The organism is Bacteroidia bacterium (genome assembly GCA_027493955.1).
In the GTDB taxonomy this organism is placed as follows: Bacteria; Bacteroidota; Ignavibacteria; order SZUA-365; family SZUA-365; genus JAOSJT01.
In genome coordinates this window covers 1,272,161-1,284,772 of sequence record JAOSJT010000001.1, presented here as the reverse complement: position 1 = coordinate 1,284,772, position 12,612 = coordinate 1,272,161, and the positions used below count along the sequence as shown (strand labels likewise).

Sequence of the window (12,612 nt, the reverse complement as noted above, 5' to 3'; positions counted from 1 at the left end):
TAATATAAGGCCGACATTCACCATCACCGAAGCTCGCGCCGAAGTGAGGGGGACAAAAGCGTATTCGCCGCAAGGAGAGAAATCACCTATCCCGATGCTCCCACGGGAATCAGTTACACTTGCACCTTGAAGCAGAAACATATCAAGACAGATTGTAAACGTAATAAGCACGCCTCGACAAAGCAAGAGCTGCTCAAAAAATAAAACAAAAATAAAAAAACAGGAGAGGAATAATCCTGAAGATTGGCTCCCATGCATCGGGAGGGCACGCCATCCCGTATCTCTTGCACGGAATCTCAGCACAGCAGCCAAGTATGGTAGGTATGGAGAGAGCCGGGAGCGGGGGACCAGGTCGCGCGCGGTTTTCAAACATTTTCATCAGAGCCATCGATCCCCACGCGAAACGTGAAACGCTCTTCGTGAAACGTATGCCACACAATTCTGACAACGACCCCCACCCAGCCGGACCGACTTCCTGCCCGCGAAGCATTGTGGCTACACGGGACCATCGACGGTAGAGTGAGCGAAGGTGGGACGATTCAAGATTCCCGATTCTGTGCTGAAGCCATTGAATGAGAACGACGAGAGCGGCGAGAGATTTTTTGAGCGCTACTCGGAAGCTTTGAGTTGAAGCCATTTATTGAGATCGACGAGAGCGACGAGAGATTTTTTGAGCGCTACTCGGAAGCTTTGAGTTGAAGCCATTTATTGAGATCGACGAGAGCGACGAGAGCGGGGAGAGGTATTTAAGCCCGCAGGGCGACACCTCCTCTAACCCCATACGTGAGTATGGGGGCACGCACGGCCCCACCCCCGATAAGAAAAGCCCGCAGGGCGACACTTCCCGAAACCCCATACGTAAGTGTGGGGCTCACGCGTCCGGCACCAATCTCATCTCCTCAGCCCGCAGGGCGACACCTCCTCTAACCCCATACGTGAGTATGGGGGGCACGCACGGCCCACCCCCGATAAGAAAACCTCAGCCTGAGGCTGACGACACCTCCTCCACCGCATAGTTCTGCGCCGAAGCCATTGAATGAGAGCGACGAGAGCGGGCAGAGATGCTCATGCGCTTGTGTGCCCGGCGGGGAATGGGGCCAGGCATCCTGATCCACGACAGCCATCTCTTCGACGGAGTGGACGGCCGCCAGCTCATCAGCGCCCTGAAGGTTGGCGCGGAAACGGCGGCAGAGCTGGGCTTTCAGTACATCGTTACCATCAACGAGGACGATGCGTTCAAAGAAACCATCACCGACTTCAACCTTTCGGAATACGTCCCCGACACGGTGTTGAACGATGCCACGGAAGACGGGGGGCTGTTTGGTGTGCGATTCTGAAGGATAGCCGCGCATAGGGCGATAACAAACAGTTGTCGCGTACGATCTCGAAAGACTGCGCGCTCTGGAGGTTTGAAAACTGTGCCGTAACCCGCAGTGCGCCGCGTATCTGTTAACAGAGAGATCGGTACTGGCGTACATGCGCGGGCCATCCGTTCGGCTACGGGTTAAAGACGCGCGAGGATCAGCATAGGCAATCATTCGAGTAGATGGCGCTTCGCGCCCCGCCTCCGATTTGCATTCAAAGCGATCCGGTTGCAATTTCCAATGATACTGAACATCGATCCGTGCTTCGTGGTCGCGGGAAATTTGAAGAGGAGCTACGAAATGAATCTCAACGCGTCAATCATTGATCAAAGGCTGTCCGGACTCATGGATGAGATCAGGGAACGGGCACAGCAGGAGCTGCGCATCAATGACGAGACCAGGCTGAAGTCCCTGGCCTTCGTGTACTTGTGCGTGCAGACAATGCTCGATCTTGATCTGGATGAGACTTTCGATTGCCTTACAGAGGGTGGGGGAGATTTCGGCGTGGATGCCATGCATCTTACAGAGGCGGTGGATGGCGAATTTGCGGTAACACTTTTTCAGGCGAAGTACAAGACAAACCTCGAGGGTACATCCAATTTCGAAGCGAAAGGCATTGACGACCTCATCAACGCTGTCCGATACATTTTCGACCCGTCCGCTACACTTGGCGCTATCAACGAGCGGCTGGAAGTAAAGGTGGAAGCAGCGCGCTCGCTGATCCGCGATGGCGCGATTCCGAGGGTACGCATTGTTGCCTGCAACAATGGCCTGAAATGGAATGAGAACGCTCAAAACGCTATCCTGAGAAGTGGACTTGGCGATCAGGTCACCTGGGAGCATGTAAACCACGACGTGCTTGTGAACGTGATCCAGAGCAGTAAGCCGGTTGATGAATTGTTGCGTCTCACCGGAGATGCCGTGTTCGAGGACATGAAATTCAGCCGTGTATGCATCGGACGCATCCCGGTCACGGAAGTGGCGGACCTCATGCGCAAGCATGGCGAGCGCTTACTGGAGAGGAACGTCCGTCGTTATCTCGGTCTGCATGGCAATCGGGTAAACCTGGGCATACGTGATACACTTGTATCCCAGACACCTGCCAACTTCTATTTCTTCAACAATGGGTTGACCTTCGTCTGCAGTGACTTTTCCTACAACGCCTTGCAGCAAAGCGATTATCAGGTCAAGGTGGAAAACCTCCAGATCGTGAACGGTGGCCAAACCTGTATGACGATTTTGAAAACGCTGACTGAGATGCAGCGTAAGAACCTCGCGCTTCCCGAGCAGGCGTCGGTGCTTGTGCGCATATACAAGCTGCCGAAAGATGATCAGGACATCGTGCTTCAGATCACCCATGCAACCAACAGCCAGAATCCTGTCGATCTGAAAGACCTTCATTCAAACGATGAACGGCAACGGCAATTGGAAGCAAGTATCGAATCGCTCGGCTTTTCCTACCGCAGGAAGCGTACGGAATCTGCTTCGAAGCCTACTGATATTACCTCCGGTACAGCCGCCGAGGCGATATTGGCTGTATGGAGGCATGCCCCGCATCAGGCAAAATTCCTCACGCGCGAGCATTTTGGAAAACTCTATCCCGCAATCTTCACCGACACTCTCAATGGCGCCCAAGCCATCGTTGCTGTGTTGTTATATCGCATTGCAGAGAATCACCGCCGCAGACCGACTGCTGATGATCCCTTGTTTGTCAGATACGCTTCCTGTTTCATAGCCATGCGCATGGGCATGCGACTGCTTACGGATTTGAATCTCACACTTGAAGGCCTCGACCACCGCAACTTCCCGATGGCGGAAACACTCATCGAACAACGCGGCGAGGAGTATTTCCGGGCCTCGGTCACGGATGTGGAAATGGCCCTGCGCTCCCTCTACGGCGAGCGCGATGATATTTCCATGCAGCAGCTCTCGGCAACCTTCCGACGCGGCGATCTGATCGAAAGACTGAATACCCTGGAGGTTTGAAAACTCTGGGGTAGACTTTGGGAGCGGTCTGTATCTGTTGGTGAAGGGAGCGATGGTATGTTGCATTGCGCGGACATTTCCTGTAATTTCATGAATCGCAGTGAATTATCCGTTGACATCCGTATTGCAGCATCCCAGGGACGGAAATCACGGCGCGAATTTCAGATAACACGTATTTTCTCACACTTCCATCAATCAGGCAGCGGGAAATCAATGGCAAAGGAAACTCTCTCTCCATCACGCGACTTGGCATCTCGAGTAATTCACGCAGCGCTGACCATTCTGAAGGACAACGGTGGCGAGCTTCCCGGGAAGGAAGTACTGGCGGAGATCGAGAAGCGTGTAGAGCTTGATGAATGGGCCAAGGCGACGTACGAAAAATCCGGCTATACGCGTTGGAAGTCGATTCTTCATTTTTTCAGCATCGATTGTATCAAAGCGGGCTTCCTGATCAAAAAAAAGGGCGTGTGGTACGTTACTCCCGAAGGCGTGGCCGCATTGAAGCTTGGCCCCAAAGGTCTGCTTGAGGCGGCAAATACGGCGTACAGGAAGTGGAAGGCGGAGAGTCGTGGCACGGAATCCACAGAGGGTGAGGAACCCTCCGATGGCGAGCAAAGCCAGGAAGCCACGATTCATGAAATCGAACAGTTGGCCATCGAGGGATTGAAGCATCAGATCAACCAGAAGAACCCCTACGAATTCCAGGAGCTCGTCGCGGCGTTACTAAGAGGAATGGGGTATTACACGCCGTTTGTTGCACCGCAGGGGAAGGACGGTGGAATCGATGTGATCGCGTACCGTGATCCGCTTGGAACGACGACACCGCGGATCAAGGTGCAAATCAAGCATCGAGAAAACTCTTCGAGCGTTCACGAAATCCGGCAACTCATGGGGTTACTGCAAAAGGATGGTGACGTTGGAATTTTCGTAGCGAGCGGCGGTTTCACTGCGGAGTCCAAAAGTACGGCGCGCGGTTCCCATGTGCATGTCGAGCTCATCGATCTCGATCGGCTGATCTCACTCTGGCAGGAATTTTACTTCAAGTTATCCGATGAAGACAAGAACCTGTTGCCGCTGCTGCCTATCTACTTCTATGCGCCGTCGAGCTGATGGCTAGAAGCCTAATTTTCTACTCATTGATCTCTTCTGTTTCCGGGATGTTTTCGAATTAAAGCATCGAATTCTATAAATGATTCAAGGAGACTTACGATGATTCTTACACCAAACACGCCGTTATTAATATCAGACGCTATCCTTGGTTTCTGTAGGAAGATTGTTCCTGGTGAAGAGCCGATCTATGTAGATGTAAGGCCAGTAAAGGATGGGGAACGGATGGACTGCTTCCCGATTGTTGAAAAGTGGATTGAGAAGAAAGGAGGTTGCGCGGCATATGGTTGGCTGATTTGGGAGTTGCCCACTGTCTATGTGGAGGCTGAATTCCATTCAATGTGGGAAAGCGAGGATGGCACTCTACTTGATTTAACTCCAAAAATATTCGGATGCAATACCGTTTTATTTCTACGAGACAGAAATATGCGATATGAAAACAAGCAAACTGATAATATCCGTTTAGCTCTTATGGATCACGCGGCTGTACATACTTTATTAGCAATGGCGGCACGAGAATTTGAGATTATGAATCGAGGCGATAGGGCGAAAATGCATGGGGAGATAGAACTAATTGGTGTAGAAGCTGAAGAGTTTAAAAACGTACACTACAAGCGAATCCAGGCCCTTGAGGAAATAAGAAAGCTTATACCGAGTATGAGTCGGAACGATCTTTGTATCTGCGGGAGTGGGAAGAAATACAAGAAGTGCCACGGTTTTGGCTTATAGTATGCAATTAAATTATGGACATAAATTACTCCGAGGAAGTCATTAATTTCTATGAATAAAATATAAAGTCTCATGCAAACAATATTACTTAACGGATGTCTGAGTTCGTGATATGCGGATATGTATTTACTGCAAGCGAGAAAAGTCAACATCGGAGTTTAACTTGGAACACGTAATACCAAGATCATTTGGCTGTCCTAATAGCTTGCAAATTAATTGTGTATGCGAAGAATGCAATAGTTTCTTCGGTCGCACAATTGATAGAGTACTGGCGTATGACAGCAGAGAATCTGTGTTGAGATTGGAACTTCTAAAATCCGGCAGAAGGAACAAGAGCAGATTCCTTGTAAAGCAAAGTCGCGTTAGTCAGCGAATTCCCCTAGAGCGCAAATTTGGCGATTTCGCAGGATTATACGTAGAACCGATCGCTGGTCCTAAGCTCTCTATTCATTTGTTGCCACAAATAAAATTGATAGGTAGCATGGGAGAAATAGAGCTAATAAAAATTGCTGATATATCTAGATTTAACTATTTATATTTTCGTTCTAAAGTAAAGACATTCAAAGAAGCTGGTTCTGTTACTGTTTACGCAGGTTCTGAGGTAGAAATGAGGATTGCCCAGCGCAAGTTAGAAAAATATGGTATAATGAAAAATTTTAAGGATTTTACTTTGATAATGAACAATAACTTATTAGAAGATGGCAAACTTATTGTATATATTGAAGGCCAAGTCAGTACTGAGATATACAGAGCTTATGGGAAAATTGCATTGAATTATGCTGCTCTAAAGTACGGGCCCGGCTTTGTCCTACAGTCTCAATTTGATAATATACGTGAATTTGTATTGACAGATAACATCCCGAATCAATCTGTATCATTCTCCGACAAAGGTAAATATCCAGAAGATTTAGTTAACAAGCATGCGATATCTATCGTAACAGAGGGAACAAGCATTTATGCATATGCTTCACTTTTTGCACAGACGGGTTTTATTTACAAGATATTACTTAGCAGTTGGAGTGTTATTCCAAGCGTATCCGCTTCTAGCATAGTGGTGGATCCTATAAAAAAGGAAATCCAACAACAAAGTGGAAATATATTGTTTATTAATCGCTAGTCTAATTAATTATGAATACTCATGAATTTGAAAATGATTATTTATCTCCATTGTGCTATAATATTAACCCGGCCATTAAATATCTTGTTTTTGGTTAAAAAATATGGTATATTGGTACCACGGAAATACAAGATGCACGAACGCTTTCCCCCGAGGCTCAGGAACAATTGCGCAAGCAAGCGATCCGTCTGCGCAAAACGGGAATGTCGTACAAAGAGATTTCTGAAATCATCGATGCAAGTAGGAATAGCGTTTCCATATGGTGTCGGCAGTACGAAGAACATGGTGCAGGCGCGATCAAGTCTAAAAAGCGTGGTATTAAAGAGGGCATGAGTAGAACGCTGACCCAGGCGCAGGAAGACGAAGTCCAGCGTTGCATCATTGATAAGATGCCTGATCAACTCAAGCTCAGTTTTGCCCTGTGGACGCGTCAAGCTGTCGTGGAACTGATTAAGCTGCGGTTTGGAATCACGATGCCTATTCGCACGGTCGGACATTATCTCAAACGCTGGGGATTTACACCCCAAAAGCTAACAAAACGCTCGTACGAGCAACGTCCAGAAGAGGTGCGCACATGGCTTGAAGAGGAATACCCCGCTATTCAAGAGCGTGCGAAAGCAGAAAATGCCGAGATCCATTGGGGCGACGAGACGGGAGTCCGTAGCGACAGTCAGCATGATCGCAGTTATGCACCAAAAGGCAGTACGCCGGTCGTCCGGCTGTCCGCAAAGTACACAGCGGTCAACATGATATCGACAGTGACCAATCAGGGCTTGGTTCGGTGGATGATCTACGATGGCACACTGAACGCACAGGTGTTCATCAAGTTCCTGAAGCGTTTGGTACGCGGAGCACAAGGGCGCAAGATCTTCCTGATCTTGGACAATCTGAAAGTGCACCATGCAAAGATTGTAAAAGAGTAGCTGACCGAGCATACCGCCGAAATCGAAATATTCTACCTCCCCTCGTATTCTCCCGAGCTGAATCCTGACGAGTATCTCAATTGCGATTTGAAGGCGGGCGTGCACTCCAAGCCTCCGATCCGTGACAAACAAAAGTTGAAAAATGCTATTTCTTCGCATATGCAGATGCTCAACAAATCACCAAAGCGTGTCATGAAGTATTTTTATCACCCTTCGATTAGGTACGCGGCATGAAATGCAATTTATATGATTGCCGGGTTAATAAATATATGACTTTAATACATTGCTCGTAATTCTCCTGCTAAATCGATTTTGTGCTTATTCATATATCTGTGAACATCAGCTTCCATCTCTCTATTATTAACCCGGCCATTAAATATCTTGATTTTCAATGAGAAATATGGTATATTGGTATCATGGAAAAACAAGATGCACGAACGCTGTCTCCCGAGGCTCAGGAACAATTGCGCAAGCAAGCGATCCGTCTGCGCAAAACGGGCATGACGTACACAGAAATTTCTCAAATCATCGATGCAAGTAGGAATAGCGTTTCCATTTGGTGCCGGCAGTACGAAGAACATGGTGCAAGCGCAATCAAGTCCAAAAAGCGTGGCATTAAAGAGGGCATGAACAGAACGCTGACCCAGGCGCAGGAAGACGAAGTCCAGCGTTGCATCATTGATAAGATGCCTGATCAACTCAAGCTCAGTTTTGCCCTGTGGACGCGTCAAGCTGTCGTGGAACTGATTAAGCTCCGGTTTGGAATCACCATGCCTATTCGCACCGTCGGACATTATCTCAAACGCTGGGGATTTACACCCCAAAAGCCAACAAAACGCTCGTACGAGCAACGTCCAGAAGCGGTGCGTGCCTGGATTGAGGAGGAATACCCCGCTATTCAGGAGCGTGCAAAAGCAGAGAATGCCGAGATCCATTGGGGGGACGAAACTGGCGTACGCAGTGACAGTCAGCATGGTCGCAGTTATGCACCAAAGGGTAGTACACCCGTCGTCCGACTGTCGGCAAAGTACACATCGGTCAATATGATATCGACAGTGACCAATCAGGGCTTGGTTCGGTGGATGATCTACGATGGCACACTGAACGCGCAGGTGTTCATCAAGTTCCTGAAGCGTTTGATACGTGGAGCAGAAGGGCGTAAGATCTTCCTGATCTTGGACAATCTTAAAATGCACCATGCAAAGATTGTCAAAGAGTGGCTGATCGAGCACTCCAACGAAATCGAAATATTCTACCTCCCCTCGTATTCTCCCGAACTGAATCCTGACGAGTACCTCAATTGTGATTTGAAGGCAGGCGTGCACTCGAAGCCGCCTATCCGTGACAAGCAAAAGCTGAAAGACGCCATTTCTTCGCATATGCAGATGCTCAACAAATCTCCAAAGTGCGTTATGAAATATTTTACTCATCCGTCGATCAGGTACGCTGCATGAAGTGCACTTTATATGATGGCCGGGTTAATAAAAATACTTTGGAAGGTGCCGCCGTCTATCACTATTTGATGCGCGGTAATATCTTCCTAAGTAAGGTTCTTCTCAATCTTTGTATTACTTATCGAGATGCTGCCGTTTGCTGTCAATTCGCGTAGAAGCAAATTTTGAACGTTACTCTTCTTGATGTGCCACGACGACAGGAGTGTGTCGATTTGGAAGTATAGATTGTCGAACTTGCAGTTGCTAATCGTAACTTCTTGTAGGAAACGTGACTGAACGATTGATACATCTTTTGCAGTAAATCGATGCTTTGTGAGACCATGCGGGAATCGAGAATTTGAAATCTTGATGAACTCCGCGCTTTGAACTCCAGCGAGTAACTCTCGTGTAGGACTCACATAACCCTCGAAACTCATTTCACCCGATGAGTGGAAAGAGGTACCGATTAAGATAGGCTTCCCAGCTATTTTATCACAGGTAGACAATGCTGAATACTTTTCAGGGGAGATCGTACCACCTTCTTTGTAGTATAACCGTTCGGGAACGAGGTACAATCCTTCACTCGGAGCATGGCTCGCATCTGCGCGGATGCTATCAATTTGATTTTTCCTACCAAAGAAGCATCGAACATCATAACCACAAAGATGCTCCGTGACATGCCTGTGCAACCATCGCACGATAGAACCACCAGAAGACGAGGTATCCTGAAGCTCTTGTGATAGGACCGGATACGAGATCGCAATAACCGCGATTCCAATTACGATGAGTCGATTGAACATGCCCGTTTCTCCATGTCTGTCATAAAGACAGTGTAAAGGTGTGTATCCAAGAGAAGAATGATACGAATAGTGCTATCGGTTCTTCACCACCCATCTAAAGCTCTACTGTGCCACTTCCAAATTCTCGATGAATTCCGCGGTGATGATATCGGGGGTCGGGGAGATTGTCAATGTCGTATTCGGATTCGTCTTCGCGCCATTTGATGTCGAGCTTGGTTTTGTGACGACCTGACTCCACTCAGCGAGTATCCCCCACCTGCACCTTGATCTCATTGATGAGGTGAGTTCCGTAATGTATCTTAAATCGTGCAACGACGCCAGTGGGAGATAAACCCATTTCATTTCTTATATCTAGAGCACTCTTGCCCGCTAAGATATATGAATCGATTTGCTTCTTTTCCTCATCGAACACTATGGACAGGTCTGTGCCGCAATACCTGCAAACCCTTTCCTCCGGTCGTAGACCTTTCGAACACTTTGCACAAGGACGGAGATCGCCACTTCCAACTTTGCTCATAGATGATTTGCTTCCACCTGGTTCGCTCGAAATCGCAACAATGATACCTACAAGCGGAGTAAAGAAGAAGGATAGCATGAAGAGCCCAAGAGCGGAAAGACCTTTATTAGAAGCGTATACGGCAACTGCGCCACATAATGCGAGCCAAAGTAAAATACCTACGCCACCAGCCATGAGTCTGCCCTCCTAGTCGTTTTGTAAAAAGGATTACCTGTATCTGAGTGCTCAATTAAGTTTCATGCTTTCGCGATATTGCTCGGCTGGGGCTTCCTTCACGATGTCAACCACCTTATCGTAATTCTCCTTAACAACCTTTTCGATTTCAAAAATATCCGCTCTGTAAAACTCCTTCCGATGATTCATCTTGTTTAACCGTCCTTCGTAGAAATGCTCCTGGAGTTTTGCTTCTAGCGCCGGAGCATTATCGGAAAATATTAAGCCGTGAACGTCAAAGGAGAAGGGTACAGATGCATCACCCAGCTCATCGATTCGATCCATGGGTTCAAGCCTTCGCGTCATACCAATTTTATAAACATTCTCACCGAAGGCGCCGATGTTGGAGATAATGTACACGTATCCTGCTTTTGCATTCTGTTCTCTATAGTCAATGACCTTTTCTTCTTTCTCAAGCTCATTGAACTGTCCTTTCACCTCTTCGAGTTTTTCAAGTATCTGATTTCGCATGGATTCATCAGACGCTTCACTCAACTTCTTTTCAAGGTCCTTTATTGCTTGATTGAAGTGCTTCTTTTCCTTTGCTATCCTTTCCCTTGCCTGCCTGATCTCCTGCTCCAATTTCTGCTGCTCCCGTAATTCTTCACGCACACGCTTTTGCTCTTCTTTCTCCTCTTGTTTTTTCTGCTGATACTCGAAAGCTAAGAAAAGTTCCTCATACTTTAATTTTTTATATGCGTCGGTTATCTTTGCATTCATAATTCGTCCAAGTTTGTTCAAAGTCTCGAACGATTTCTCAATTCTTTTCTCCTGAGAATCCATGTTGTTGAACTTGACATTGTCGACACAGTAATCACATTCATTGTTGAACGACCGAAGGATGAGCTTTTTCATGTCGTTCACCATTTTCTTACCCTCGGCCTTGCTGTTGTTTACGGTCCAACTTTCATTCGCCAGGACAGCCATCCCAGATTTGATTAAATCTTTTTGCTTATCTCTACATTCAGTAAGACGATCTTTGTATTCATCGCTGCTCATGAAATCATATTTCGGTTTGTATAACGCAAATGATTCAAGAAGTATTTCTTCATCTAAAACAATGATTTCTGATTTTTTCTGACTAATCTCTTTCTCTATTTGATGCATCTCTGATTGGAGAATTACGTTTTTCTCTGAGATCCTTTTTAACTCAATCTCCATCTCTTCGATTTTACTTTTCAATTTAAGTGCATCGCCTGCACCGACTTCTTCGATGAATTTTTGAAGTCTTTCATTTTCCTTTCGAATCGAAGATGCATTGAAAATATCCTTGAAGCTCATCTAGTCCTCCGGTTTACGTTTATAGTTTTGCAATTGATCATTCTATAATCAAGGTAGATTATGCTGCGGGCTTGTTGTCGAATTCGATTACATTGGTTATGAAGGTCTGCGCGTAGAACAGAACAGTGGGCATGCGCACTATGGCTTGCAGGTCGCTCATTTCTAGGTGGTCCCTTCGATCTTTAGCTTGTCTTTGATGTAATACTGAATATCCTTCACCACCTCATCATACTCAGCCCGGTGAATCCGCTTCGACTCGAAATCGATCTTCACATCCTGCAAGAATTTCTCGAAATCTGTGTTTTGCTCACACAGCTTGTTGATGGTCTCCCAATCAAGTATGGCCCTCCCTCGAGCTGGGTAGAGAATGCTTGAGCTGTCGATGTCTGTAGGGTCTAGGTGTATGATGCCGATGCCGAAGGAGGAGGCAAGTCGCTCGAGTTCTGCAAGAAATTCGTCGTCCTGAAGGATCTCGGCGGCGACCAGGTAGCCCTCGTGTGCCCATGATGAATTGGAGACGGCCTGAAAGTATGCTTCTCTGTAGTTGCCTTTTGTCAGACTCCGCTTAAGCTCGAACGAAAACAGTCGAAGGGAGTTGTTGTCCGACAAGCGGTTAAACTCGATCACATCGGGTCGCCAGTCATCCAGAGGGAGGTAGAACCCAACGATATCCGGATGAACCCACTCATTGTAGCCTGATCGCTGCGACTTCTCATGATAGATCGTTTTCGTTAAAATCGATCGGCCTCGGTTGAAGGTGGGATTGGCGTAGGCGAAATAGGTGAGAAGGGGATGGAGGTCTCGCTCGTGATACGTTGTTTTCGTTTCTTTCTTCTTTGCTTCTTCCTTTTCGATTTTGGCAACAGAGTCAGGTTGCAGTTCCCTTTCCCGTTCTTTCAGGAAAAATCTCGCGGGCCGTTTTCCGACCTTTATGAAGCGGGAGTCCTCATTGTCCCGAACCTCCACGTAAAGTTGAGCGCCGAGACTTTGCCAAGGTGTTTTGCCTTTTGTCCTGATTTTGTCCGCCAATCGCCTATCCACACCAAGATTCCAGATCTCCTGGTAAGTTAAAGGCTGTTCCGACGCTTTGAGAACATCGTAGGCGAGTTCAAGGTAGGAATAAATGGCCATTGAAAACCTCA

Annotated in this window: 9 protein-coding genes and 2 pseudogenes; 7 read left to right on the top strand and 4 right to left on the bottom strand. The window is 47.3% G+C overall.

Translation table 11 applies throughout. From position 1 onward, the window contains the following. The first annotated feature begins 1,061 nt into the window (after positions 1–1,061). The 7 genes and pseudogenes from M5R41_05145 to M5R41_05115 all read left to right on the top strand — a co-directional run bounded on the left by M5R41_05145 (position 1,062) and on the right by M5R41_05115 (position 8,680). Positions 1,062–1,337: pseudogene (locus tag M5R41_05145) on the top strand (DUF2326 domain-containing protein). Between the two features lie 327 nt (positions 1,338–1,664). Then, positions 1,665–3,350 (top strand): AIPR family protein, encoded by a 1,686-nt coding sequence (locus tag M5R41_05140; GenBank protein ID MCZ7555772.1) that lies wholly within the window; start codon positions 1,665–1,667, stop codon positions 3,348–3,350. Between the two features lie 246 nt (positions 3,351–3,596). After that, a complete protein-coding gene (locus M5R41_05135; protein MCZ7555771.1) occupies positions 3,597–4,460 on the top strand; it encodes an Mrr restriction system protein in 864 nt (287 codons plus the stop codon). 99 nt (positions 4,461–4,559) lie between these two features. Continuing rightward, complete coding sequence (locus M5R41_05130; protein ID MCZ7555770.1) at positions 4,560–5,186, top strand: SEC-C domain-containing protein; 627 nt, start codon at positions 4,560–4,562, stop codon at positions 5,184–5,186. Between the two features lie 112 nt (positions 5,187–5,298). Further along, a complete protein-coding gene (locus M5R41_05125; protein MCZ7555769.1) occupies positions 5,299–6,303 on the top strand; it encodes an HNH endonuclease in 1,005 nt (334 codons plus the stop codon). 110 nt (positions 6,304–6,413) lie between these two features. After that, positions 6,414–7,460: pseudogene (locus M5R41_05120) on the top strand (IS630 family transposase). Positions 7,461–7,642: 182 nt separating this feature from the next. Beyond that, positions 7,643–8,680 (top strand): IS630 family transposase, encoded by a 1,038-nt coding sequence (locus M5R41_05115; protein ID MCZ7555768.1) that lies wholly within the window; start codon positions 7,643–7,645, stop codon positions 8,678–8,680. 86 nt (positions 8,681–8,766) lie between these two features. Here the strand turns inward: M5R41_05115 and M5R41_05110 are convergent, their stop codons facing one another. The 4 genes from M5R41_05110 to M5R41_05095 form a co-directional block, all read right to left on the bottom strand. After that, positions 8,767–9,459 carry a hypothetical protein gene (locus M5R41_05110; GenBank protein ID MCZ7555767.1) on the bottom strand — a complete coding sequence of 231 codons (693 nt, stop codon included), beginning with the start codon at positions 9,457–9,459 and terminating at the stop codon, positions 8,767–8,769. A gap of 238 nt (positions 9,460–9,697) precedes the next feature. After that, positions 9,698–10,150: a hypothetical protein gene (locus M5R41_05105; GenBank protein ID MCZ7555766.1), complete on the bottom strand. Its 453-nt coding sequence runs from the start codon at positions 10,148–10,150 to the stop codon at positions 9,698–9,700. A gap of 51 nt (positions 10,151–10,201) precedes the next feature. After that, on the bottom strand, positions 10,202–11,470 hold the full coding sequence (locus tag M5R41_05100) for a DUF4041 domain-containing protein (protein MCZ7555765.1): 1,269 nt from the start codon (positions 11,468–11,470) through the stop codon (positions 10,202–10,204). Positions 11,471–11,632: 162 nt separating this feature from the next. Further along, on the bottom strand, positions 11,633–12,601 hold the full coding sequence (locus M5R41_05095) for an HTH domain-containing protein (protein MCZ7555764.1): 969 nt from the start codon (positions 12,599–12,601) through the stop codon (positions 11,633–11,635). Between the last annotated feature and the right edge of the window lie 11 nt (positions 12,602–12,612).